General features: G+C 75.0%; 19 protein-coding genes. 8 read left to right on the top strand and 11 right to left on the bottom strand.

The genetic code is table 11. The annotated features are described in order from the left end of the window. Positions 1-25: 25 nt before the first annotated feature. Entirely contained in the window at positions 26-478 is a 453-nt protein-coding gene (locus tag ACBJ59_RS28135; RefSeq protein ID WP_375113252.1) for a MerR family transcriptional regulator, read from the bottom strand. A 45-nt stretch (positions 479-523) separates the two neighbouring features. Between ACBJ59_RS28135 and ACBJ59_RS28130 the strand changes: the two genes are divergently transcribed. Next, positions 524-1,129: a class I SAM-dependent methyltransferase gene (locus ACBJ59_RS28130; RefSeq protein ID WP_375113251.1), complete on the top strand. Its 606-nt coding sequence runs from the start codon at positions 524-526 to the stop codon at positions 1,127-1,129. Between the two features lie 10 nt (positions 1,130-1,139). Then, entirely contained in the window at positions 1,140-1,379 is a 240-nt protein-coding gene (locus tag ACBJ59_RS28125) for a hypothetical protein (RefSeq protein WP_375113250.1), read from the top strand. Here the strand turns inward: ACBJ59_RS28125 and ACBJ59_RS28120 are convergent. Beyond that, positions 1,323-2,600 (bottom strand): RNA polymerase sigma factor, encoded by a 1,278-nt coding sequence (locus ACBJ59_RS28120; protein WP_375113499.1) that lies wholly within the window; start codon positions 2,598-2,600, stop codon positions 1,323-1,325. The genes ACBJ59_RS28125 and ACBJ59_RS28120 overlap by 57 nt on opposite strands. A gap of 21 nt (positions 2,601-2,621) precedes the next feature. Further along, the gene (locus ACBJ59_RS28115; protein ID WP_375113498.1) at positions 2,622-3,029 is read right to left on the bottom strand and encodes a YciI family protein; all 408 of its coding nucleotides are present in this window, start codon (positions 3,027-3,029) and stop codon (positions 2,622-2,624) included. A 102-nt stretch (positions 3,030-3,131) separates the two neighbouring features. Here ACBJ59_RS28115 and ACBJ59_RS28110 point away from each other — a divergent pair, with 102 nt between their 5' ends. Beyond that, positions 3,132-3,914, top strand: coding sequence for an alpha/beta fold hydrolase (locus ACBJ59_RS28110; RefSeq protein WP_375113249.1), 783 nt, complete (start codon positions 3,132-3,134; stop codon positions 3,912-3,914). On the opposite strand, the gene ACBJ59_RS28105 is transcribed toward ACBJ59_RS28110, so the two are convergent. Beyond that, entirely contained in the window at positions 3,862-4,833 is a 972-nt protein-coding gene (locus tag ACBJ59_RS28105; protein ID WP_375113248.1) for a helix-turn-helix transcriptional regulator, read from the bottom strand. The genes ACBJ59_RS28110 and ACBJ59_RS28105 overlap by 53 nt on opposite strands. A gap of 82 nt (positions 4,834-4,915) precedes the next feature. On the opposite strand from ACBJ59_RS28105, the gene ACBJ59_RS28100 reads away from it, so the two are divergent. Beyond that, positions 4,916-5,389, top strand: coding sequence for a VOC family protein (locus ACBJ59_RS28100; protein ID WP_375113247.1), 474 nt, complete (start codon positions 4,916-4,918; stop codon positions 5,387-5,389). Between the two features lie 4 nt (positions 5,390-5,393). Here ACBJ59_RS28100 and ACBJ59_RS28095 read toward each other — a convergent pair whose 3' ends face one another. Beyond that, complete coding sequence (locus tag ACBJ59_RS28095) at positions 5,394-6,044, bottom strand: haloacid dehalogenase type II (protein WP_375113246.1); 651 nt, start codon at positions 6,042-6,044, stop codon at positions 5,394-5,396. Positions 6,045-6,098: 54 nt separating this feature from the next. After that, positions 6,099-6,683 carry a TetR/AcrR family transcriptional regulator gene (locus ACBJ59_RS28090; RefSeq protein ID WP_375113245.1) on the bottom strand — a complete coding sequence of 195 codons (585 nt, stop codon included), beginning with the start codon at positions 6,681-6,683 and terminating at the stop codon, positions 6,099-6,101. 386 nt (positions 6,684-7,069) lie between these two features. Here ACBJ59_RS28090 and ACBJ59_RS28085 point away from each other — a divergent pair, with 386 nt between their 5' ends. From ACBJ59_RS28085 to ACBJ59_RS28070, 4 genes are read left to right on the top strand one after another with little or no spacing between them, the layout of a single operon-like run. Then, a complete protein-coding gene (locus ACBJ59_RS28085; RefSeq protein ID WP_375113244.1) occupies positions 7,070-8,344 on the top strand; it encodes a Cmx/CmrA family chloramphenicol efflux MFS transporter in 1,275 nt (424 codons plus the stop codon). Between the two features lie 5 nt (positions 8,345-8,349). Next, on the top strand, positions 8,350-9,138 hold the full coding sequence (locus ACBJ59_RS28080; protein ID WP_375113243.1) for a maleylpyruvate isomerase family mycothiol-dependent enzyme: 789 nt from the start codon (positions 8,350-8,352) through the stop codon (positions 9,136-9,138). 15 nt (positions 9,139-9,153) lie between these two features. Continuing rightward, a complete protein-coding gene (locus ACBJ59_RS28075) occupies positions 9,154-9,990 on the top strand; it encodes an AraC family transcriptional regulator (protein WP_375113242.1) in 837 nt (278 codons plus the stop codon). A gap of 5 nt (positions 9,991-9,995) precedes the next feature. Further along, entirely contained in the window at positions 9,996-10,622 is a 627-nt protein-coding gene (locus ACBJ59_RS28070) for a LysE family transporter (RefSeq protein ID WP_375113241.1), read from the top strand. A gap of 148 nt (positions 10,623-10,770) precedes the next feature. Here ACBJ59_RS28070 and ACBJ59_RS28065 read toward each other — a convergent pair whose 3' ends face one another. The 5 genes from ACBJ59_RS28065 to ACBJ59_RS28045 are packed head-to-tail and all read right to left on the bottom strand — an operon-like array spanning position 10,771 to position 23,593. Next, positions 10,771-12,879 carry a hypothetical protein gene (locus tag ACBJ59_RS28065; RefSeq protein ID WP_375113240.1) on the bottom strand — a complete coding sequence of 703 codons (2,109 nt, stop codon included), beginning with the start codon at positions 12,877-12,879 and terminating at the stop codon, positions 10,771-10,773. Then, complete coding sequence (locus ACBJ59_RS28060) at positions 12,876-16,625, bottom strand: DUF5682 family protein (RefSeq protein WP_375113239.1); 3,750 nt, start codon at positions 16,623-16,625, stop codon at positions 12,876-12,878. The genes ACBJ59_RS28065 and ACBJ59_RS28060 overlap by 4 nt, the downstream gene beginning before the upstream one ends. Next, positions 16,622-17,866, bottom strand: coding sequence for an AAA family ATPase (locus ACBJ59_RS28055; protein WP_375113238.1), 1,245 nt, complete (start codon positions 17,864-17,866; stop codon positions 16,622-16,624). Before ACBJ59_RS28055 ends, ACBJ59_RS28060 begins: the two co-directional genes overlap by 4 nt. A gap of 31 nt (positions 17,867-17,897) precedes the next feature. Beyond that, entirely contained in the window at positions 17,898-22,742 is a 4,845-nt protein-coding gene (locus ACBJ59_RS28050) for a DNA-binding protein (RefSeq protein WP_375113237.1), read from the bottom strand. Further along, positions 22,739-23,593, bottom strand: coding sequence for a DUF4132 domain-containing protein (locus ACBJ59_RS28045; RefSeq protein ID WP_375113236.1), 855 nt, complete (start codon positions 23,591-23,593; stop codon positions 22,739-22,741). The genes ACBJ59_RS28050 and ACBJ59_RS28045 overlap by 4 nt, the downstream gene beginning before the upstream one ends. Between the last annotated feature and the right edge of the window lie 38 nt (positions 23,594-23,631).

Genomic DNA, 23,631 nt, shown 5'->3' with positions numbered 1-23,631 from the left:
ACCATCCACAGTACGGAGTGAGGGCTCACTCCGTCAATCCCAGCGACGTCCACCGCGGCTCGTGCTCGGCGGCGAGCTGCGCGAACGTGTACCCCTCCAGCAGCTGATCCAGCATCCCGACGAGGTGGTCGCAGTCCCGGGCCGGATGCTCGGCCGGGCACTCCAGCGCGTGTCCCAGCACCCACTGCGCCGCCCTGGCCCGCGCGATCACCTCGTCCAGCTCCTCGATCCGCTCGCCCACCGCCGCCCGCCACTCCTCCCCCGGCGCGTCCAGCACCGCCCCGGCCGTTTCCAGTGGCACGCCGAGCTGCTGCAACATGCGCAGGAAGACCAGCCGCCGCAGCTCCTGCCTGCCGTACACGCGCCGCCCCCGGCTGCGGCCGGCCGGGACGACCAGGCCGCGCTCCTCGTAGTAGCGCAGCGCGGAGGCGTTCATGCCGAGCAGACGCGCGGCCTCGCCGATCGGGATCGGTTCCATGCCTCCATTTGACTTCAAGTCGCCTTGAACCGCTTCCCTGGAGGAATGGGAACCACATCGTGGGTCACGGGCGGACCCGTCAACTCGCCCTTCGCCGCGCCATCCGGGCTGCTCGGACGCCTGGCCGGGCGCTTCATGCTGTGGACGAACCGGCAGGGCGAGCTCCTGCGCGTCCTGCGCGTGCGCCCCGGCGAGCACGTGCTGGAGATCGGGTACGGCCCCGGCGGCCTCGTCCGGCTCCTCACCCGTACGGGCGCCGGTCGCGTCTGCGGCGTGGACCCCTCACCCGAGATGCGCGCCCAGGCCGCCCGCCACGCGGGAGGCGCCGACCTGCGACTGGGCAGCGCGGCCGACACCGGCTTCCCCGACGACAGCTTCGACTGCGTGGTGGCGGTGAACAACGTGGCCCTCTGGCCCGACCTGGAGGCCGGCCTGCGGGAGCTGCGCCGGGTCACCCGCCCCGGCGGGCGCCTGGTGCTCGCCTGGCACGGCGGCGCCGCTCCCGGCCCGATCGCCCGCCGCCTGCGCCTGCCCGAGGACAAGCTGGGCCGGATCCACAAGGGGCTGGCGGAGCTGTTCGGCGCGGTCGGACGGCACGAGCTGAAGTCCCTGACCGTCTTCGAGGCGGCCCCGGGGGGTGCGAACCCGTAGGCTGACCGCCATGCTCGTGTGGATCAACGGCCCGTTCGGCGGCGGCAAGACGCACACCGCCCACGAGCTGCACCGCCGCCTCCCGTCCAGCGTGGTGTGCGACCCCGAGCACGTCGGCTTCGGGCTGCAGCAGGTCGCCGACCGGATCGCGGAGGCGGCGGGCCTGCGCCTGGCGCCCGACACCGACGGCGCGCTACGGCGCCGGCTGCGTCGGATCGGGGTCACGCTGCGGCACATCAGGTTCGGCTGACAGGCGGGCCGCCCTGGCGTGCAGGTAGCGCTGCTGGGGCAGGCTCATGGCGCGGCCGGCCGCCTCCTCGTACGCCTGGCGGGCCCCCGCGAGGTCGCCGGCCATCTCCAGGAGGTGCGCCCGGACCGCGTGCAGCCGGTGGTCACCAGAGACCCGGTCGTCGTCCTGGAGGCGTTCGAGCCGGTCGAGCCCGGCCCGGGGACCGTGGGCCATGGCCACGGCCACGGCGTGGTTGAGCGCCACCATGGGGTTGCCGGAGATGCGCATCAGCAGCTCGTACAGCGCCGTGATCTGCGGCCAGTCGGTCTCCTCCGCCGTGGGCGCCTCGTCGTGCAGGGCGGCGATGGCGGCCTGGAGCTGGTAGGGCCCGGGCGTCCCCCGGGAGAGCGCGCCGGTGACGAGCTCGACGCCCTCGGCGATGTAGGCCGCGTTCCACCGGCCGCGATCCTGCTCGGCCATCGGGATCAGCGCGCCGTCCGGCCCGGTGCGCGCCGGGCTGCGCGCGTCGGTGAGCAGCATGAGGGCCAGCAGCCCGGCCACCTCGGCATCGCCGGGCAGCAGCCGGTGCACCATGCGGGCCAGCCTGATCGCCTCCGCCGCCGGCTCGGCGCGGTGCAGGTCCGGCCCGGACGTGCTGGCGTACCCCTCGTTGAAGATCAGGTAGAGCACGTGCAGCACCACGCCCAGCCGCTCGGCGCGCTCGGCCGCGCGGGGCAGGCGGAACGGCAGGCCGCTGTCCTTGACCCGCTGCTTGGCCCGCGTGATCCGGCGCGTCATGGTGGCCTCGGACACCATGAACGCGCGGGCGATCTCCGCGGTCGTCAGGCCGCCGACCGCGCGCAGCGTGAGCGCGATCTGCGAGTCCGGCGTCAGCGACGGGTGGCAGCACATGAACAGCAGGATGAGCGTGTCGTCCGAGGCGCCGGCCGGCTGGTCGGCGGCCGGGGCCAGCCAGTCGTCCGGCAGCGCCCGCGCCGCGACGGTGTCCTCGCGGCGGCGGCGCGCCTGCTCGGCGCGCAGCAGGTCGGTCAGCCGCCGCGCGGCCACCGTGATGAGCCAGGCCCGCGGATCGTCCGGTACGCCCTGTTCCGGCCACTGCGTGGCCGCCGCGAGGAGGGCCTCCTGCACCGCGTCCTCGGCGGTGTCGAAGTGCCCGTAGCGCCGGACCAGCGCGCCGAGAACCTGCGGCGCCAGCTCGCGCAGCAGGCCCTCTCCGGCGATCCCGTCGATCCCGTCCCTCCCTCAGAACCCCATGTCGTCCGCGGACTCCATGATGGGCCGGATGTCGGCGTACGCGTTGGCGTGGACGTCGCCGGGGAACGGGCACTGGCCCAGGCGGGCGGCGATCTCGGTGGCCCGGTCGAAGCTCTCGCACTCCACGATCCAGTAGCCCGCCAGCACCTCCTGGGTCTCGGCGTAGGGCCCGTCGGTGACGAACGGGACGCCGTCGCGGGCACCCACCCTGCGCGTGTGGACGGGCGCGGCCAGGCCGCGGGTCTCGACCAGCTCGCCGGACTCCTCCAGCTCCTTGTTGACCGCCGTCATGAACTCGTTCATCGCCGCCATGTCCTTCTCGGTCCAGGTGACCCGCCCGGTGTCCTTGCCGGACATCTCGTCGTAGTCCTGCTGGGAGGCGTAGGACAGGATCATGTACTTCACGGGGTCGTCCTCTCTCTGGGTTGCCTTTCGGGAGGGACGTCGGAGCCGGGGCGGCGAACCGGACACCTTCCAACGTAGGGCACCATCGAAGTCGTGCCTTACGCAACCACCTCCGACGGCGTGAAGCTGTCCTACCAGGTCCGCGGCGACGGGCCGCCCCTCGTGCTGCTGCAGGGGCAGGCCAACGACCACCGCTGGTGGGACTCCGTACGCGCGGACTTCGACGGGACGTACCAGACCATCACCCTCGACTACCGCGGCACGGGCGACAGCGACAAACCCGACGAGCCGTACACCACGCGCGGTTTCGCCACCGACGTGCTGGCCGTGCTCGACGAGGTGGGGGCAGGGCGGGCGCACGTGTACGGGACGTCGATGGGCGGCCGGGTGGCCCAGTGGCTGGCGGCCGACCACCCCGAGCGCGTCGGGGCGCTGGTGCTCGGCTGCAGCTCGCCGGGCGGCGCCCACGGGATCGAACGGAGCAACGACGTACGCAGGTCGCTGGCCCAGCCGGACCGGGCCGCCGCCGAGCGGGCGCTGCTGGAGCTCATGTACACCCCCGCCTGGCTGGCCGCCCACCCCGGCCCCCACCGCACGACCGGCGACCCGGACATGCCCGCCTTCACCCGGCGCCGCCACCTGGCCGCCAGCGCGGGCCACGACAGCTGGGACGCGCTGCCCGGCATCACCGCGCCCACGCTGGTCGTGCACGGGACCGACGACGTGTTCAACCCGGCCGCCAACGCGCCGCTGCTGGCCGGGCGCATCCCCGGGGCCGGGCTGCGGATGATCGAGGGGGCGCGGCACGCGTACTTCGAGGAGTTCAGGCAGGTGGCGGGTCCGATGGTGCTGGAGTTCCTGTCGCGGCCCTCGTGAGGCGGGCGGCCAGCTCCCGCAGGTGCTCGGTCAGCTCGGGCGGCTCGTGCACCTCGAACTCGCAGCCGATCGTCGTCAGCCGGAAGGCCAGCCAGTCGAGGGTGTCGGCGTGCATGCGCAGGCGGCAGGCCCGCTCGCCGATCGGGGTGACCTCGCCCAGCGCCCTGATCGGCTCCGTGACGGGGGCGTGCAGCGTGACGACGGCCTCGTACGTGGACGCCAGCGAGTAGAGCCGGCCCGCCACGTAGGCGGCCGCGTCCCCGGCAGGCAGCTCGCGCGGCACGATCCTGGCACCCGTCGCACGCAGCTCGTCGATGCGGTCGATCCGGAAGATCCGCCAGTCGTCGCGGTCGAGGTCGTGGCCCAGCAGATACCAGCGCCGCCCGGCCACCACCAGCCGATGCGGATCGACCAGCCGCCTGCTCGTGCCCCCGTCGTTGGCCCGGTACGCGAACCGCACCCGCTCCTTGCCCGCCGCGGCCACCGCCAGCGCGGTGAGCCGCCCCGGATCGACCTGGGGCCCTTCGAGGGCGGGCATGGGCACGGTGGCGCCGCCCAGCGACCTGACCCGGTGGCGCAGCCGGGCGGGCAACACCTGCTCCAGCTTGGCCAGAGCGCGTACGGACGCCTCCTCGATGCCCTGCACCGGGTGCCTGGCCGCGGTGGACAGGCCCACCGTGATGGCCACCGCCTCCTCGTCGTCCAGCAGCAGCGGCGGCATGGCCGTGCCCGCGACCAGCCGGTAGCCGCCGGCCGCGCCCATCGTGGCCTCGACCGGGTAGCCGAGGTCGCGCAGGCGCTCCACGTCACGGCGGACGGTGCGGCGGCTGACGCCCAGGCGCTCGGCGAGCTCTCCGCCCGGCCACTCCCGCGGGGTCTGGAGCAGCGACAGCAAGTTCAGGAGGCGGGAGTCGGCCATGGATCCCATCCTATGTAGGACAGGTTCTGGCCTACTTCGGGCCTAGTGTCGGTGAGAACGCACTGACCTTCCTGGAGGGAACATGACCGTCAAGCCGATCCCCGAGGGGTACACGACCGTCACGCCGTGGATCATCTCCCCCGACACGGACGGGATCATCCGTTACCTCGAGACCGCCTTCGACGCCGTCGAGCTGGGCCGCGTGACGGATGCCGACGGCCGGATCGGGCACGCGGAGGTGCGCATCGGGGACGCCATCGTGATGCTCTTCGACTCCGCGCCGGGCTGGCCGCCCACGCCGGCCTTCCTGCGCCTGTACGTCCCCGACGCCGACGCCACCCACCGCCGGGCCGTGGCGGCGGGCGGGACGTCGATCACCGACGTCACGCACCTGTACTGGGGTGACCGCGTGGGCCGGGTGCGCGACCCGTTCGGCAACCTGTGGTGGATCCAGACGCGGGTGGAGGAGGTCTCCGAGGAGGAGCTGGGGCGCCGGCTGAACGATCCGGAGTTCACGAAGGCGATGGAGTACGTCCAGAGCGCCCGGTTCTTCTAGCCTCCTACGTCCACCTCTCCGCCAGTGCCCGCAGGTCGGGGGCGGAGACGTGCGGGGTGCTCATCACGCTCGGGTACGCCGTCCCGCGCCGGTCCAGGTACGCCCCGATCAGCCCCGCCCGCTGGGCGCCGTCGATGTCCCACGGGTGCACCGCCACCAGAGCCGCCTGCCCGGGGTCCACCCCCGCCTGGGCCACGGCGTACTCGTAGGCCGCTCCGGCCGGCTTCCAGACCCGGGGGCCGCTCACGTCCAGCGTGGCCTCCACCAGGTCGAGCAGGCCCTCGCGGCGCAGGATGCCCTGGGTCATGGCGGCGGCGCCGTTCGTCATGGTGAACAGCCGGATCCCGGCCTCGCGCAACGCCCGCATGCCCGCCGGCACGTCGGGGTGCACCCGCAACTCCGCGAACCCGCTCAGCACGTGACCGATCGCCTTGTCCTCCAGGCCCAGGGCCTTGAGGACGTCGGTGGCGATCTGGGCGAACTCGGCGTAGCCGCCGGCGGCCGTGAGCGCGAAGCCGTCGCGCAGCACGCTCGCGAACCAGGCCGTCATCTGCTCGCCCGACAGGCCCACCTCCTCGAACCTCGCCCTCAGCGGCTCCATGTCGGTGAGGGTCTCGTTCACGTCGAAGATCACTACTTGCGGTCTGGCGTCCATCTGTCTTCTCCTCGCGTTCTGTCGGGTGTCAGGTTTCCGTCCGGCGGGCTTCGGTCAGGCGGCGGCCGGGCGGAGGGAGTCGAGGGCGGCGGTCACGCCCTTGCGGAGCGCGGCGGCGTCGGCGCCGGCGCGCGAGCGCAGGTTCACCCCGTAGGCGAGCAGGGTGAGCAGCTCGGCGGCCGCGTCGAGGTCCGTGTCGGGGCGGAGGTGCGGACCGGCCGCCTCCAGGGCGGTGCGCATGGCCGTGCGCAGCCGGTCCTGGTGGCGGTCCAGCACGCGGCGCACCTCCGGGTCGGCGCCTTCGGCATGGGCGTTGGAGACCATGCAGCCCCAGCGCGCGTGCTCGCCCGCGCACCGGGCCTCGATCAGCCGGTCGAAGAAGGCGGCAATGGCGGGCAGGCCGCGCCCGTCGGTCGCCAGGGCCTGGAACACCGGCTCCGAACGGCGCTCGACGTAGCGGGTCAGCGCCTTGACGTAGAGGTCCTGCTTGCCGCCGTACGTCGCGTACAGGCTGGAGCGGCTCAGGCCGGTCGCCGCCACGACCTCCGCGACTCCCGTGGAGGCGGCCCCACGCTGCCAGAACAGGCGCTCCACCTGCTCCAGCACGGCGTCGGGATCGAAATGCTTCACGTCCGGCATCGGCACCCCCTAACTTGGAACGGTCGGTCCAAGATAGCAAATCCATTGGACGTGGCGCGTACGGGTTGCTACGTTGCCGCGTATGTCCAGCCCCGAGGCGTCAAGACGCTAGCCACCGGTCGTCCGGTGGCTGTTCCGCGCTGCTGCCCCCGCAGGTCGGGGCGCTGACGCCTGGACCCATTCCTCCCGCACTGGCCGTGCGTTCGCACGCATCGCCGGCCTCTGCCCGGGAATTCCCGCCACGCCATTCGGATGCACCGTTGCGTCGTGCTCTGGTCGCCCTTCTGACACCGGTCGTCGGGCGCCTCTCACGCGGCAGGACGATCCTCACTCCGTCCTGCGCGCATCCATGTGCCGATCCATGACGTGGTCGCGGAGTTTCTTTCATGCCTTTCGCTGTCTACCTGCTCGGACTGGCGGTCTTCGCCCAGGGGACGTCCGAGTTCATGCTGTCCGGGCTGGTGCCCGGCATCGCCCGGGACCTGAACGTGTCCATCCCCGCCGCAGGGCTGCTGACCTCGGCGTTCGCCGCCGGGATGGTGGTGGGGGCGCCGCTGATGGCGGTGCTGAGCCTGCGGCTGTCCAGGCGGTTCGCGCTGCTGGCCTTTCTGGTGGTCTTCCTGCTCGTCCACGTGCTCGGCGCGGTCACGACCAGCTACGAGGTGCTGCTCGGCACGCGGGTCGTGGCGGCGCTGGCCAACGCCGGGTTCCTGGCGGTGGCCATGGCGACGGCGGTCGGGCTGGCGCCGCCGGACGCCAAGGGGCGGGCCACGTCCGTCCTGCTGGGCGGGGTCACCGTCGCCTGCGTGGCGGGGGTGCCCGGGGGCGCGCTGCTCGGTGAGCTGTGGGGGTGGCGCTCGGCGTTCTGGGCGGTGGCCCTCGCGCTGGTGCCGGCCATCGTCGCGGTCCTGAAGTCCGTACCGGCCGGAGCTCCGGGCGGCGCCGACGCTGCTAGCGGGAACGACGCTTCCGGTGGGACCGGCAGCCGGAACGGCGGGCGCGTCGGTGGGCGGGGTGCGGGGCGGTTGCCGGGGCGGGCGCGGGTCGAGGCGCGGGCGTTGCGGCGGCCTCGGCTGCTGGTGCTCCTGCTGCTGGGAGCGCTGGTGAACGGCGCCACCTTCTGCACGTTCACCTACCTCGCGCCGCTGCTCACCGAGGTCACCGGGATCGGGTCCGCCTGGATGCCGGGGATGCTCGCGCTGTTCGGGCTGGGGTCGTTCGCCGGGGTGACGATCAGCGGGCGGATCGCGGACCGGCGGCCCCTACCGCTGCTGGTGATCGGCGGGGTGGCGCTGGTGGCCGGATGGGCCGCCTTCGCGGTGGCCGCCGGAGCGCCGGTGCCGGCGGTCGCGCTGGTGTTCGTCCAGGGGACGCTGTCGTTCGCGGTCGGCTCCACGCTGATCTCCCAGGTCCTGTACGCGGCCACCGGCGCCCCCACCCTGGCCGGCGGGTTCGCCACGGCGGCGTTCAACGTGGGGGCCGCGCTCGGTCCCTGGCTGGGCGGGGTCGCGATCGGGGCCGGGCTCGGGTTCCGGTCGCCGCTGTGGGTGAGCGCCGCGCTCGTGGGCCTCGCCCTGGCCGTCGCCGGCGGCGCTCACCTGATCGGATCGCGGCCCAAGGGAAACCCGGTCGAGGCCGATCTTTCCCATAGGGCACAGTGAACGCCATGGAAGCTGTCGCACATTTCCAGCGGGAAGTACGCGCATTCCAGGACGCCGCCCGCCAGGCGGCCGACGCAGGCGACGCGCCCATCGTGCCGTCCTGCCCCGGTTGGACCATGTCCGATCTCGTGGGCCACCTGAGCGGGGTCCATCGATTCGTCGGCGTCATCGTCCGGGACCGGCTCAAGGAGCCGCCCGACTTCGCCTACCTGGCCCGCACAGAATCGCCACCCGACACGGCGGGCTGGCCCGCGCCGGACCGGTCCCCCACCTTCGGGCCGATCCCGGGCAGCCTGCTGGACTGGTTCGCGGATGGGGCGGACCGGCTCGCGGCGCTGTTCCGGGAGCGCGCGCCGGACGAGCCCGCGTGGACCTGGTGGGAGGAGCGGACGGTCGGGTTCTGGCTGCGGATACAGGTCATCGAGGCCGCAGTGCACCGGTGGGACGCCGAGGGCGCCCTCGGCACCCCTCGTCCCATCGCCGAGGAGATCGCGGCGGATGCGATCGCGCACACGTTCGAGGTGATGGCGCCCGCGCGGCGGGCCTGGACGCAGGCCCCGGCGGGGGCGGGCGAGGGGTTCCGCTTCGTCCGGACCGACGGGCCGGGTGAGTGGGTGGTCCGTTTCGAGGGCGAGCACGTACGGGTCGGCGACGGGGACTTCGACGTCGAGCTGGCCGGTACGGCGTCGGACCTGATGTTGTTCCTCTGGCATCGGATCCCGGCCGACGGGCTCGACGTGCGGGGCGACAGGGCCGTACTCGATCGCTACTTTGTCCTGGTTCCTCCCGTATGACCTAATCTTGCCGGTATGCAGGTCTGGGACATGGACGGCACCCAGCTGGCCGTCATCAGGCCGGTCTCCGGCGGTTTCGCCCGGCACAGCCACGACGAGTACGTCATCAGCGTCAACCTGTGCGGGCGCGAGCAGGTGCGGCTGGACCGGTCGTCGTTCGAGGTGGACCTGGACGAGGTGACCGTGTACAACCCCGGCCAGGTCCAGTCCTGCACCACCCGGACACCGGACGACGTCGCGTTCACGTGCGTGAGCTGGTACGTCCCGCCGGCCGTGCTGGAGTCACTGGTCGGCGGGCCGCCGCCGGAGTTCGAACGGCCGGTCGTACGCGCCGCCCACCTGCGCTCGGAACTGCTGCGGGCGGCGCGGGACCTGGACGCCGAGGGCGACGACGCTGCCCTGGTGGCGGAACGGCTGACGCAGATGCTCCTCCACCTGCTCGACCGCGCCGCCGCTCCGCTCCCCACCGCCGCCCGTACCACCACGCCGGCCCCCTCCGCCATCCCCGCGCCCATCGCCGCCGTGCTGGACCGGCTGCGATCCGACCTGTCCAGCCCACCCCGCCTGGCCGACCTCGCCGACGCCGCCGGGATGTCCCGCGAGCACCTCGTACGGTCCTTCACCAGGGCCACCGGCTGCCCGCCGTACGCCTGGCACCTGCAGGCCCGGCTCGCGGAGGGCCGGCGCAGGCTGCGCGCGGGCCGGCCCGTCGCCGTCGTGGCCCACGACCTCGGGTTCGCCGACCAGGCGCACTTCCACCGGCACTTCACCGCCGCGTACGCCATCACGCCCGGCCGTTACCGGGCCGTCAATATCCGACAAGACGGCTCGGGGCACCTGCCGCGAGAGTGAACGCCATGTCCGAGATCTTCATGCTGGCCTTCTGGGTGGGGTTGCTGTTCAACGCGGCGCCGGGTGCGGTGTTCAGCGAGTCGTTGCGGAGGGGCGTACGGGGAGGGTTCCGGCCGGCGTTCGCGGTGCAGGCCGGGTCGCTGGCCGGTGACGCCGTATGGGCGCTGCTCGGGCTGGCCGGCGTCGGAGCGCTGTTCACGGTACCGGCGCTGCGCGTCCCGCTGACGGTCACCGGGTGCCTCCTGCTCGGCTGGCTCGGCCTGACGGCGCTCCGCGACGCCGCCTTCCCCCGCCCCGCCCCGCCCCCGGGCGCCCGCCCCGGCCGTGGCGCCCTCGCGGTCGGGGCCGCCATGTCGCTCGGCAACCCCTGGAACGTCGTCTACTGGTCGGGCGCGGCCGGGGCCGTCAGCTCGGTGCTGGGCTCCGACGCGGGGGCCGCGAGCCTGGCCGTCTTCTTCGCCGGTTTCATGACCTCCTCCCTGGCCTGGTGCTTCGTCTCGGCCGGCCTCATCGCCGTGCTCCGCAAGGCGCTGCCGCCACTGGCCGTACGAGTCCTGGAGGCGGCCTGCGGGGTCGCACTGCTCGCCTTCGCCGCCCTCCTCGCCGCCCGGCTCATGCCCGGCAGCTCATAACCCCGCAGGCCCCTCCCCCGAACGCACCGGCCCGCCCCCTGACGAACCGGCCACGACAGGTCCTGACGGACCGGCCACCACACGTCCTGACGGACCGGCCACCACAGGCGCGTAGGCCCGCCGCCTCCCAAACGCTCCGGCGCAGCCCTCAACCGGCGGTCTGCCAGGACGCCTCGACGAGGGCCCGTTCCGTCGCGGACAGGTGGACGGCCGCGGCCAGCCACGCCCGCGCGTACCGATCCGGCCCGGCATCCGTCAACCGGCCGAACACGTCACGCTGCCACCGATCGGCCTCGGCGGCGAGTCCCGCGGCCAGCTCGGCCGCGGCGGGGAAGCCGCTCCGGCGCAGGGACGCCCCCTGCACCTTGAAGTCGCCACCGCGTCCCGACTCCGCCACCGCCCGGCGTCCACCGGCGACGGCCAGCTCGACGAGCCGCCGCACCCGCCACAACGGCGCGCTGGACACCGGATCCACGTTGCCGGCCCCGCCCATGAGCCCTTCCAGGTCGTCGGCCGGCGAGGGAAGGTGGGCGCTCTGCAGGCGGTCGTAGCCGAGGTCGGCCCGGCCGTGCCATTCGGCGGGCAGCCGCAACGTCGCCTCCACCCCAGGTACGGGCCCCACGGCCAGCGCGGACAGGGTCGCCGCCCGATCCGGCTCGACCCGTCCCACGACCCGCACGCACAACCCGGGCCGGGACGCGAGCCGCTGGAGGTTGGCGACGTGGGCGAGGTCGGGGTGCCGGTCGGCCGGGACGAGCCGGATCAGCGGCCCATCCGCTCGCACCTCGCCGTCGCCGGGTACGAGTTCGCGCGCCAGCACGTGATCCCCCGCCGCGCCGACGATCACCAGATCGCACCCGACCGGCTCCCGGGCCTCGTCCGCCGTGTCCGACTCGCTCCACGAATCCCCGGCGAGCCGGGCCCTGGCCGCCTCGCCCAGCGGGCGCGCGAACAGTGCGGCCAGCGGCCCTTCCGTCCAGGGCATGCCGTTCGACGGTGTCGCGCGTACCCCGCTGCCCGCGCCGAGCCGACCGTCCGGGGAGACGGTGGCTCCGACGATCAGCAGTCCGGCCCTGGCCAGCTGGGCGTGGGTCAGCATCGCGGAGCCGATGGCGACGGTCGCGGTGCCCGCGCCACGGGCGCGCGCCGGCCCGCCCGGCCTGACGTCGGAGACGGAGAACCAGCGGCCGTCCTCCGCGACGACGTGGGTGACGACACCGCCGTACCCGGTGGCGCTGATCACCGGCTCCCGGCAGACGCCGTAGACGCGCAGGCTGCCGCCCTGCTCGTAGTTCCGGCGAACGCTGCCGACCAGCGCCGGATCGGGATCCGCGGCGGCCAGCCTGCCTGTGATGAGCAGGAGCTCGCGCAGTGCGGACACGAGGTCCGCCAGGCGGTGGCCGCCGTGCTGCTCGCGCGCCGACCGCAGCCCGCGTACGACCCGGAGGGCCGCGGCCTCGGCCCTGGGCAACCCGGCCAGGCGAGCGGTATGGGCGGCGCGGAGCAACTCGGCCTGCGCCACCGCACCGGCGCCCGGCACCCCGGCCACCAGCACCGACGCCCCAGCACGCCACAACCCCGCCGCAGCCGCCACCCGCCCGCTGTCGACCGCGGCGCCCACCTGTCTACCACCGGCCGCAGCGCCCACCTGCCCGCCACCGGCCGCGGCGACTGACCCGTCACCGCCGGCCGGCGTCAGTCCGGTGGCTGGATCTGCCCCGGCCGGCGACCCACCGGCAGACCCGGGACCCGCACCGGAACCAGCCCCCAGACCGGCCCCCGGACCGGCTCCCGGATTGGCCGCCACGACCTCACCGGAGCCGGCGCCACCACCAACGACGCCTCCATCAGGGGCGGCATCGAGGACGGCACCGGGGGCGGCACCGGGGGCGGCATCGGGGGCGGCATCGGGGCCGACCGCCACAGCCCCGGGCTCCCCCACCGGGCACGCGCAGAGCACCGCGGCCCGGTGCAGGCATCGTGGCGCGAGCAGGCAACTGCACCTCGCCTGCCCCTCCTCCACGACCACCCCGGACGCCCCCGGCGACAGCGTCACCACCGCGTCCTCACCGCAGACGATCCGAACCCCCTCACCATCCACCACCTCGACGGCAAGGGCGGCGTACTGCTCGACGGCCGCGTCCAGCTTCTTCCGCAGCCGGGAGGTGAGCCCCTCCACGGCGGCGGCGACCACGTGCGGCGCCGCGGCCGGCAGCTGGGAGGCGGCGGCGGGGACGTTCGAGGTTGGGGAATTCACCGGTTCTCTCCGCGAAGGCGATCGCCCACCCAGCGGGCGAGGGCGAGCGGGCTGAGGGCGGCGACCGGCATCCCGGCCGCGACGAGTTGCTGGGCGACGGGCAGCGAATAGCGCGGTACGCCGCTGTCGTCCAGGGCGGCGCACCCCAGCAGGTGTACGCCGGACCCGGCCAGGGCGCGTACCTCCCCGAGCAGGCCACCGAGCGGATAGCCCTCCTCGAAGTCGCTCACGACCACCACGAGCGTACGGCTGGGCACGCTCACCAGGGTGCGCGCGTGAGCGAGCCCCGCCGCGATGTGCGTGCCGCCACCGACCCGGACTTCGAGCAGCAGCGAGAGCGGGTCGGTCACCTGGTCGGTCAGGTCGATCACCTGGGTGGAGAACGTCAGGAAATGAGTGGAAAGCGTGGGCACCCCCGCCAGGACCGCGGCGGTCAGCGCCGACCAGATCACCGACGCCTCCATGGAGCCCGACACGTCGACCACGAGAATCAGCCGCCAGTCGGCCTCCTGCCGGGCCCGTGTCCCGAACACCGGCCGCTCCGGCACCACCACCAGCCGCCCGTCCTCCAGGCGCCGGCTGTGCTGGAGGTTGGCACGCAGGGTGCGGGGCAGGTCGAGCCGCCCGCCAGGACGGCGGGTCGGGCGCGGGCTTCCCAGCCCGGTCAGCGCGGGCCGCAGCTTCGTGGCCAGCTCGCGGGTGAGCTCGGCGACCAGCCGTTTCACGAGCGGCCGCAGCTTGGCGACCTGCTGCTCGGGCAGGCCACCGGCCAGGGAGAGCACGGAGGTGAGCAGCTCGACGGACGGGCGTACGGACGCGGGGTCCAGCTGCGCCAGCACGTCGGTACGCCCGGCGTCGGCGGCCTGGGCCAGCACCTCCTCGCGCACCTCGGTCCCGAACAGCGCCTCCAGCTCCTCCGCCCACTCCCGCGCCGTGGGGAACGACTCCTCCTGCCCCCCGCCGTCGCCCCGGGGCTCGAAGTCGTCGGAGCCCTCGCCGCGGCCGGCGCCGTACAGCTCGTCGAGGGCACGCGCGTACGCCCGCGCGTTCGACGGCAGCCGCTCCGACTCCCGCCCGAGCAGCAACCGCCACCGATCCCCCGGCGCCAGCCGTCGCGCGTCATCGGCCCGCGCCGATGGGGCGGATGCCGGATCCGCGATCTCGGCGGCCGAGCTCTCCGGCGCGCCGGAGCCGGACAGCCCCAGAGAGCGCAGTACGGCCAGTCCGGCGGAGTCGGCGGCCGTCCACAGTCCGATCAGCTCGGGGGACGCGGTCAACGCCAGGTCGAGCCGGTCGCCGAGCCGTTCGGACACGGTGTCCAGCAGCCGCGTGCGCGCCGCGGGAGCGAGCGTGTCGAAGCCGCCGCGCAACGCGGGCAGCCGGTCGAGGAACTGCTGGTCGGCCAGGTCGTCGATGCGGTCCATGAGCGGGCCGAGAGCCGCCGGGGCGGACTCGAGGAGCGGGCCGGCGGCCGTCAGCACGCCGGTCAGCAGGCGACTCAACCGGCGGCGGCCGTCGGGGCCGGTGGCGGTGTCGATCCAGCCGGCCGCGCGGGCGCCGAGCGTGTCGGCGCCGTCGAGGTCGAGCAGGACCCGGGCGGCCAGCGCCGCGCCCTGCATGAGCGGCGCCGCCGTACGCGCGAGCTCGCCCAGCGCGTCGTCCATCCGCAGCCCCAGCCGCTCCTCGCCGACCCGGGTGGCGAGCGCGACCAGCGCGGACGCGTCCTCGGGCAGGTCGCTGCCCGCCAGGCCCGGCAGCGCGCGTACCGCGGCCTCGAGCAGCGTGCCGGCCAGCTCGGCGGCCTGCCCGCGGCCCTGCGGCGTGGTGCCGGGCAGGTGCTCGCGGCGCAGCGCCTCCAGCAGGTCGAGGGCGTCGAGCAGCTCGGCGAGCGTGGCGGTCGCGGGCAGCGCGACCGCCGCGTCGGCGAGCCGGTCCGCGACCAGCTCGGGCAGGTCGCACCGGGCCGCCGCGCGGAGGCCGTCGAGAATCAGCCGGCAGGTGGGCCCGCCCTCCGCGGACTCTCTCCGGTACGCCTCCCGCAACGTGCCGGCCGCGGCCTGTTCCAGGGTCACACCGCGTACGCCCGCCAGGTCGAGCAGCGCGGGCACCGCCGGTGTCCAGGAGAGGCGCCACCTGGTGCCGAGCGCGGCGGCGTCGCCCGTCCCGGCCACCTCGACCGGCTCGCCGTACGGGACGCCGCAGACCTGCAGCCGCTGCAGCAGGACCTCGCGGCGCGCGTCGAGGTCGGAGCGGAGCGGGTCGAGGCGCACTTCCCGCCGGTCCGGGTTGTCCGGGCCGGGCAGCCGCAGCGCGGCCAGCTCCGCTTCGACCGCCGGTCCGAGCCCGGAACGCGGGGTGCCCGGGGCGGTACGGCCGCGTTCCGTACCGATGAAGACGGTCTCGAGCGCCTGCGCGAGCGCCCGGCCACGGCCGAGCGGCTCGCCCTGCCCGAGCACCGTCGTCACCGCTTCCAGCAACTCGCCCCGCCCGGGGGCGGGCAGGCCGCGCAGCCGCGCCAGGTCGCAGGCCAGGCGCAGCGTCTCGACGGCCTCCCCGGTGCCCGCCGTATGACCGGCGGCGCGCATCTCCCGGCACAGGTCGGTGATCGCCCGCGCGGCGCCGTCCCGCACCCGCTCCGGATCCCCGCCGGCCTCGAACACCGCCTGCTGCCACCGGGGATCCCGGATGCCCGCGGGGTATCCGGAGCGGGAGTCGAGCAGGTCGAAAGCGTAGGGAACGAGCGAGGTGACTGGCCGCTCGACGGGACCCGGGGTGACCTGCCCAGCGGCCGAGCCCCGCTCCGCAGCGCCGTCATCGACCAGGGCAGGGGCGTGGAAGGCACCGACCACGGCCGCGACCCGGCGCCCGCCGGCGGCGGCCTCGGCGAGGACGCGGCGCATGTGGGCTTCACGCGCCAGGTCCCGGGCGGGCACGCCGCCCGCCGCCTCGGCATCCCGCCTCAGCGCCCATCCAACGCCGAGCGCGGCCCGGCGCACGGCTTCCGGCTCGCATCCGGGCGCCAGCACCTCGACGGCCCGATCCCACATGTCGTCGCCTTCACGCCCGGTCGCGGAGTCCGCCAGCGCCTCAGCGAACGCCCGCCGCCGCCCCTCGACCGCACCGGCAGACCCACGCCCCGAACCCGAGGCCCGGTCCGAATCCGAGACCCGGTCCAAATTCAGGGCGCGGTCCGGATCCAGAGGGCCGTCCGGATCCGGGACCCGGTCCAGGTTCGCGTCTGGGGCCGGGTCCGGGTCGGCGCGTGGGGCCGGGTTCGGGTTCGGGGCTGGGGCCGGGCTCGGGGCTGGGGTGTGCCAGCCTGCGTCGGACAGCGGCAGGTCGCAGCACACCACCTCCGCCCCGCGCTTCCAGGCCCACCGGATGGCCACCAGCTCCGGCGAGAAGTCCGCGAACGGGTAGAACCCGAGCCCGCCCGCCCCACCGGCCCCCGCCAGCGCGACCGGTGCCTGGGTCGCCGGGTCGGCGAGGTGTTCCAGCCACGGCTGGAAGTCCACCGGCAGCTCGACGCACACCACCTCGGCGTCCGCCGCGTCCAGCAGCGCGGGCAGGACGGCGGCCAGGGCGGGGCTGTGGTGCCGGACACCCAGTAGGTACGGCCGCCGCGCCCCGGCCAGCTCCGCCACCACCCGCCGAGGATCGCCGAGAGAGCCGTCCACCCCCCGGAGATCCCCAGGAGAGCCGTCCACTCCCCGGAGCTCCTCGGGAGAGCCGTTCTTCGGGCTCAACGGAGGTTCTCCCGCAGGTCCCAAAGGCGGCGCCACATCGCGGCGCCGTGCTCGGCGCGGCGGCGTACCGGTCCGTCCCAGTAGCCGAGCAACCGCCCGTGATCAGCCGGATCGTCCTTGCGCACGACGCCCAGCAGGTGCCCGGGCACCAGGTCGAGCACGTCGCCCGCGGGCAGGTAGGCGGCCGCCACCCCCAGCGAGGCGGCCACCTGCACCGCCTCCGCCGTGGACATCACCGTGCCGGGCCGCTCGACGTCCCAGCCCTCGTCCGACCGCCCGGAACGCAGGTCGCGGAAGACGGTGACCAGCGCCTCCAGCACCGCGTCGTCCACCCCGAACGCCGCCCCCGCCCGGTGCACCACCGCCGTCGCCTGCCGGCGCACCAGCGCCGTCTCCGCCGCCGCGTCCGCGATGGGCCCGACGGTCTCGAAGTTGAAGCGCCGCTTCAGGGCGGCCGACATCTCCGACACCCCGCGGTCCCGGAGGTTGGCCGTGGCGATCACGGTGAAGCCGGGCGCCGCCGCCACCTGGGCGTCCTCGCTCCCGGACAGCTCGGGCACGCTGACCCGCCGATCAGACAGGATCGACACCAGGGCGTCCTGCACCTCGGGCAGGCAGCGGGTGATCTCCTCGACCCTGGCCACGCGGCCGGATCGCATGGCGGTGAGCACCGGGGAGTCGACCAGCGCCGCCCGGCTCGGGCCCTGGGCCAGCAGCAGGGCGTAGTTCCAGCCGTAGCGGAAGGCGTCCTCGGTCGTGCCCGCGGTGCCCTGTACGGTGAGCGCGCTGGTGCCGCACACGGCGGCGGCCAGCAGCTCCGACAGCATCGACTTGGCCGTGCCGGGCTCGCCGACGAGCAGCAGCCCGCGCTCTCCGGCGAGCGTCACCACGCACCGCTCCACGAGCGCCCGCTCCCCGACGAACTTGGCCTCCACCTTCATCCGCGCCGGGACACCGCCATTCTCCGGAGCCACCGCCGCGGCGCCGCCGCTTTCCGGAGCCGCGGCGCTCCCGCCCGCCGAGGCCGCGGCGCCGCCCCGCCGGTCCTTCGGCAGTTCCAGCGTCTCGTCGTCGCTGCCGCAGATGAACGTCACCACCGCGCGCGGCGTCAACCGCCACCCGGGCGGCCGGGGCCCGTCGTCGTAGGCGGCGAGGAAGGCCAGCTCGGCCGAGTGCCGCTCCTCGGCCGTGAGCACCTGTCGGGCCGGGGCGCCCGCCACCTGGTCTTGAGTCATGGTCATGGGAGAGAAGTCCTTAAGGGGTGATGGGGATTCAGCGGCGCCGGGCGCCACGTCCGACCTTGAGCTCCTCGAACCGGGGCAGGTCGCCGTCACGCACCCGCCGCCACGCCGTGGCGTAAAGAGCGGCGGCGGGCTCGATCGGCACCAGCGGCGCGCCGGGGCACTGCTGGAACATGGCGAGCTTCCACAGCTCCACGGGCAGGCTGGGAGCGGTGAGCTCGGCCCAGGCGCCGGGCAGGAACAGCCCGCGCCCGGCCCGGCTCCGCCCGGCCGCCACGACGAGGTCGGTCGCGGCCAGCTCGGCGCGGGCGGCCTTGAGCCGGGCGGGCTTCCACCCGGTCCACCTGGCGACGTTGCGGTCGGTCGGGTCGGGCATCGCCAGCAACATCAGGTAGACGGCCGCCGCGTCCCCGCCCAGCCCGTGGGTCGCGGCCACCTCGGCGACCAGGTCGGGCACGGATCGCGTGGGGTCCTGCGGCCACCACAGGCCCTCGGCGTCCCGCGATCCCGACACGGGGTCACCGGGGTCGGTGAGGAGGGCGGCGAAGCGCGGGTCGCGCGCCACGCGCAGGGCGATCTCAGCGGGGAACGGCGCCTCGGCCCCCAGCAGGGCCCGCAGGTAGGGGTCGCCCTCGTCGTACAGGGCGACGCTGATGCCCGGCGAGGGCCGGTCGTCGTAGGTGGACAGGACAAGGCAGCCGTAGCGGACGTATTTGTCGGTGGTCTCGCTCGGCGCCCCCGCGACCTTGCGGAAGGAGGGCAGGTCGATGTAGCGGTCGAGGTCGAGCAGCAACTCGGGGTGGGCCAGCCGCTCGCGGACCGCGGCCAGCCCGGCGGGCAGCGCGGCCCTGATGGGGTCGCCCGCCGGCAGCCGGTGGGCCAGCCACGCCGCCGCGGGCACGATCATGCGGAGCGTGGCCGCGGTGAACCCCGTGTGCTTCTGCTTCGCCTGCTCCACCCGGTCGTCGCGGACCTTCCAGGCCAGGTCCCGGCTCAGCTCGGGGGCGGCGGCCGGATCGATGAGGGCGCGCACCGCCTGGCCGACGTCCCCGCCGGTCCTGAGCGCGCGGGTCGCCTCCCCGAGCAGCCATTCGGGCACGGCCACCTGCGGGCCGACCTTCGCGTTCCACACCTCGGCCGCGGCGGCCACGTCGGGCCCGTCCGTCCACAGCCTGGCGGGGTCGGCGGGCAGCAGGGCCGCGACGATCGCCCACCGTACGGGGTGGTCGAGCTTCTGGAGCTCGCCCTTGGCGACGGCGGCGTCGGCCAGCTTCACGTCGAGCAGCGTGCGCTCCTCCTTGGTGAGGAAGCCCCGCTCGTACGCGTCCACCCGCGGCAACCCGGCCACCACCAGCTTGGCGGTGGTCAGGGAGACGCCGGTCAGCCGGGCGAACTCCGCGGCCGCCTCGGGCCGCCACGGCGCGGGCCCGCGCTCGTCCAGCTCGGCGAGGAACGCCTGCGCCCAGCCCGCCGGCCGGTCCCCGCCGAGGGGAACGGAGGACTGGACGGTGTAGGGCTCGGGCACCTGGAACTCGCCGGCCGGGTCGTGGAACAGGGCCGTCCAGGTGGTGGCCGAGGTGCCGTGGTGCAGCACGTTCACGAAGGCGATGAACGCCCCGCCGTCCAGCGGCAGCAGCCCGAGCCAACTGCCGTTGCGCCAGCTGCCGTCGGGCCTGGCCACGTGCCGCTGCGCGAGGCGCAGCGACATCCGGCGCCACCGGGCGGGCTCGGCGGAGACGGGCAGCCCGCGCTCGTGCAGCTCGCCGAGGAGCGCGCGCAGCGCGACCCGGCCGCCGGCGCCGGTCGTCGAGGAGGCGGCCCGGAAGGCCACGGCGCCGGGGTGGTCGAGCGCGTGATCCCAGCGCAGCCCGGTGCCGGGCAGCTCGGGCAGGTCGAGGTGCAGCCGGCCCATCCTGGACGGCAGGGTGTCCGGGGCCGACAACGCCTGGCCGAGGATCCGGATCTGGCGGACGGCGCCGGCGGCGTCCTGAGCCCGCCAGTATTGGTTGCCGGAGCCGCCCAGCCCGCTCAGCGCCGTCTCGATGACGTCGTCCTCGGGCCCGGCGGGCTCCTGCGGCCCGTGGTCGCCGGCCAGTGTCTCGGCGAGCCTGGTCACGATCTCGCGCAGCGACTCCTGCTGGCGGGCGGCGAAGCCGGCGATCCCGGCGATGCCCGCCACCAGCCCGTCATGGGTCACCCCGGGCAGCAGCGCGCGGATCTGCGCGGGCAGGTCGTCGCCGTCGGACTCGGCCGCCTTCAGCAGCGCGGCCGCGGTGTCCCGGTCGATCCGGCGCAGCACGGCCGACCCCTCGGGATCGCGGGGCTCCAGGTGGTTCCAGTAACGAGCGGGCGGCAGGATGATCGTCCCCATGCCGAACGGGCCGGGCGCCGCGTCCGTCTTGACCGTCGCGGTGACCACACCGTCGGGATCGACGAGGAGCAACCGGTAGCTCCCCTGTACGACGGCGCACGCGCGCTCGGCGCCGGGGAACCGCACGGCCAGGATCGGCGAGTCGGAGCCGGGCGGCACGGTGACCGTGAGCCCGGCGGCGTCCTCGCCCCGCCTGGAGCCGTCGGGCAGGCTCACCACCCGCCAGCCGAGCAGCCCGCCCACCGGCGTGCCGATGGGGGTGGCCCGGTCGGAGGGGGCGGGCAGCAGCCAGCCGCCGCGGAACGAGCTGCCGGCCGGGGCCGTGCTCAGCGCGTCGGCGAAGAAGCCGGGCAGGACTTTGCGCCCTTCCTGCCCGGTGGCGGGGTCGAACTCGTACCAGCCGGAGGTGTCGTGGTCGGATCCGTCCCGCGACCACACCCAGTAGGAGGAGCCGTCGGTGAGCACCGCGCGCTCGTCGGGGACGGCCGTGTCGCCCCGGTGCAGCACGCCGTGGCCGGTCGTCCGCCCGCCGCCGGGCAGGGCCAGGGTGGCGGGCTCGTTGCCGCGGGACCAGTCGAGCCTCGTGCCCCGCGGCGAGCCCGTTCCCAGCGGCTGGAGCCGGTCGGGGGCGGTGTGCCAGTAGCCGCGCAGGCCGCGGTCGAGCTGCCGGGACTGCCAGTAGACGAGCAGCTCGCCGTCCACGTAGTGGAAGCCGGGATCGCCCCACGAGTCCGCGGCCGGGACGCGCAGGTCGTGGGTGAGCACGGTGCCCTCGACGCCGAGCACGCGCGCCTGGGAGGCACCGGCGACGATCAGGTGCGGCCAGGCGTCGGCGACCACCAGGTCGTCGACGTCCTTGCGGGGGACGAGGCTCGCGGCCGCCTCCTCCCAGGCCGGCCAGCCCAGCTCGTCGATCAGCCCGGCCCGCAGCGTGCGGACGAGCACCTGCGCGATGTCGGCGGTGGCCGCCGCACGTACGTCGTCCTCGGCCAGGGCGAGCGCCTCGCCGGGCAGCCAGGCCAGCCGGCGCATGGCGTCGGGCAGGTCGGGCAGCCCGGCGGCCGACGACCGCCGCGCGACCTCGCGCGTCCACTCGGCGAGCATCGGCCGGCCGCCGGGCGAGGCGGCCAGCAGCCGGATGGCCCGCCGGCCGCTGTCGTTGTCGCCGAAGCCGTCGGCGGCCCGCCGGAAGGCGGCGTGGAACCGGCCGTCGGCCTCCAGGGCGACCAGGTCGCGCCGCTCCTCGCCGTGCGCCCAGTGCTCGAGCCACAGCGTGGCGCGCTCCTCCGGGTCGGCCACCGGAACGCCGAGGGCGAGCAGCAGGTCGAGCACATCCACCTCGTACGGCGCCGCCACCGGCGGCCCGCCCTCCTCGCGGAGCCGCGGGGCCAGCCGCTCGATGAGCGCGTGGAGTGCGGGCATGCGACGCGGCAGCCCCCAGGCGTGGTTGCGGGCCGCCATGAACCTCGCCAGCCAGCCCTTGACGCCGTCGCGCGGCCGGAGCCGCCCGGCGACCAGGTCGTCGGCGGCGCCGGACGTCTCGACGACCCCCAGCCACACCCCGGCCAGCTCGCGTTCCCTGGACTCGGGCATGAGGTCGAGGAGCGCCGCGCGTACGGACGCGTCCTGCCTGCCCAGCGCCGCGATGGCGGCGGCGTGGGAGCGCCACCAGCCGGTGGGCGCCCGCAGGGTGGCCGGCAGGACGAGCAGCTCCGCCAGGTAGGCCTGCTCGGCGGCGTCGGCGTCGGCGCCGGCGGCCCGCGCGAGCTTGCGCAGGTCCTGCGCCATCTGCGACGAGGGCGGCATGCCACCGGCGGTCCGCCGCAGGCACAGCCGGCTGAACCGGCGCAGCGCCTCGTCGGCGGGCAGCCGCCCGGCCAGGTCCTTCGCGTATCCGGACAGCGCCTTGACCGGCAGCGCCCCGGCCAGCGCGAACTCCAGGAACACGGCGTCGAGCCGGTCCTCGTCGACCTCGATGCCGTGCTGGGCCTCGGCCCTGCGGGCGTGGGTGAAGAGCTGGCCGGCGTAGGTGGCGTTCTCCACGCCGATGAACACCCGCCCGGCCTGCTCGTAGAAGGTGGGCAGGAAGTGCGGCACGGAGGTGGCGAGCCGTCCGGCGAGCGCGTGGTAGGCGTCGAGCGCCGTCTTGGGCTTGGACTTGGCCTGCCTGGCGGCGCGTTCGAGCTCGGGCACGATGGCCAGGGCGTGGTGGCCGTCCTCGGGGTGGCGTACGAGCACCCACTCGGGGAAGCCGAGCGAGCGCCGGCTGCCGAGCCCGACGACGGCGGGCTCCCCTTCGGGCTCCAGGCCGAGGAACCCTGCCGCCAGGTCCTCGGCCGGCCGCAGCTCCTCGGCGACCAGCCGGACGACCACCCGGTCGTCCAGCCCGGGATGTCGGTAGGCGCGGGCCACCAGCGGCACCGCCCGGTCGCCCGCCCCCTCGGTGCCGGGCGGCAGCACGGCGCCGGCCTTCAGCAACTCCTCAGGTGACTGCGTCTCGCTCACTGGCTCTCCTCCACCTGTCGCCCGGCGTGGAGCGCCGCGGCCATCCGCATCCCCTCGGACCACGCGACCGGCCCGACCTCGGCCGCCGGCAACGACCTGCCCTCCTGGTCGTGCCAGGTGAGGTTGCCGGTGCGCACCTCGTCCTCCCAGTACGGCTCCCCGATCCACACGGCCGCCTCCGCGAACCGCCCGGCGTCGCGCACCCGGCACGTGGCGTAGCCCCCGGACACCCGGTAGCCCAGCTGAGTGGCCCGCGCGGCCAGCCCGAACCTGGAGGCGTATTTGCCGCCGGCGAACTCCGCCACCTCCCTCCCGGTCACCTCGGCGGGCTTGCGCCAGATGGCCCGGTGGATCTGCTCGACCTTCTGCGTCAGGCCCAGCTCCGCGGCGAACTCCCGCAGGTCGTCGAGGTCGGGCAGCAGCACGGGGTGCGGCAGCGTCACCGTCTCCGGGGACAGCCGCACGGTCTCACCGTCGAGGTTGACCATCCGCAGCTCGCCGGAGCCGGTGGCGTCGCGCAGGAACCCGACCTCGTCCGGGTCGTCGCCGACCACGGCCAGGTCGCGCAGCGCCACCTGCCACGCCTCGTCCTGCCAGACGCGGGCCAGCAGCCCGGTCGGGACCGGCAGCGACGACACCATCCAGGTGTCGACCTGGGCGACGCACGCCGCGGCGTGCCGGTCGAGCCACTCGGCCAACCGGCGCAGCCGGTCCACCTCGGGGTGCTCGCGCAGGGCCTTGGGCAGCGACTTGAGCTGCCGCCCCGCCGCGCGGCCGGAGGTGGCCCGCGCCGCCACCCGGCCATCCATGAGGGCGACCTCATATCCGTCGCCCGCAGCCAGCCAACCCAAAGCGCCCGCCTTTCGTGGTCGTGGAACGCCACGGCTTC

Origin of the sequence: Nonomuraea sp. MTCD27, from assembly GCF_041950495.1 — a bacterium.
GTDB lineage: Bacteria > Actinomycetota > Actinomycetes > Streptosporangiales > Streptosporangiaceae > Nonomuraea.
This window is presented reverse-complemented; position numbering and strand designations above follow the sequence as displayed.

What these genes read in the sequence shown, in the direction of transcription:
- ACBJ59_RS28135 (WP_375113252.1), bottom strand. Translation starts at nt 478, where the DNA reads ATGGAACCGATCCCGATCGGCGAGGCCGCGCGTCTGCTCGGCATGAAC.
- ACBJ59_RS28130 (WP_375113251.1), top strand. Translation starts at nt 524, where the DNA reads ATGGGAACCACATCGTGGGTCACGGGCGGACCCGTCAACTCGCCCTTC.
- ACBJ59_RS28125 (WP_375113250.1), top strand. Translation starts at nt 1,140, where the DNA reads ATGCTCGTGTGGATCAACGGCCCGTTCGGCGGCGGCAAGACGCACACC.
- ACBJ59_RS28115 (WP_375113498.1), bottom strand. Translation starts at nt 3,029, where the DNA reads ATGATCCTGTCCTACGCCTCCCAGCAGGACTACGACGAGATGTCCGGC.
- ACBJ59_RS28105 (WP_375113248.1), bottom strand. Translation starts at nt 4,833, where the DNA reads ATGGCCGACTCCCGCCTCCTGAACTTGCTGTCGCTGCTCCAGACCCCG.
- ACBJ59_RS28100 (WP_375113247.1), top strand. Translation starts at nt 4,916, where the DNA reads ATGACCGTCAAGCCGATCCCCGAGGGGTACACGACCGTCACGCCGTGG.
- ACBJ59_RS28095 (WP_375113246.1), bottom strand. Translation starts at nt 6,044, where the DNA reads ATGGACGCCAGACCGCAAGTAGTGATCTTCGACGTGAACGAGACCCTC.
- ACBJ59_RS28090 (WP_375113245.1), bottom strand. Translation starts at nt 6,683, where the DNA reads ATGCCGGACGTGAAGCATTTCGATCCCGACGCCGTGCTGGAGCAGGTG.
- ACBJ59_RS28085 (WP_375113244.1), top strand. Translation starts at nt 7,070, where the DNA reads ATGCCTTTCGCTGTCTACCTGCTCGGACTGGCGGTCTTCGCCCAGGGG.
- ACBJ59_RS28080 (WP_375113243.1), top strand. Translation starts at nt 8,350, where the DNA reads ATGGAAGCTGTCGCACATTTCCAGCGGGAAGTACGCGCATTCCAGGAC.
- ACBJ59_RS28075 (WP_375113242.1), top strand. Translation starts at nt 9,154, where the DNA reads ATGCAGGTCTGGGACATGGACGGCACCCAGCTGGCCGTCATCAGGCCG.
- ACBJ59_RS28070 (WP_375113241.1), top strand. Translation starts at nt 9,996, where the DNA reads ATGTCCGAGATCTTCATGCTGGCCTTCTGGGTGGGGTTGCTGTTCAAC.
- ACBJ59_RS28055 (WP_375113238.1), bottom strand. Translation starts at nt 17,866, where the DNA reads ATGACCATGACTCAAGACCAGGTGGCGGGCGCCCCGGCCCGACAGGTG.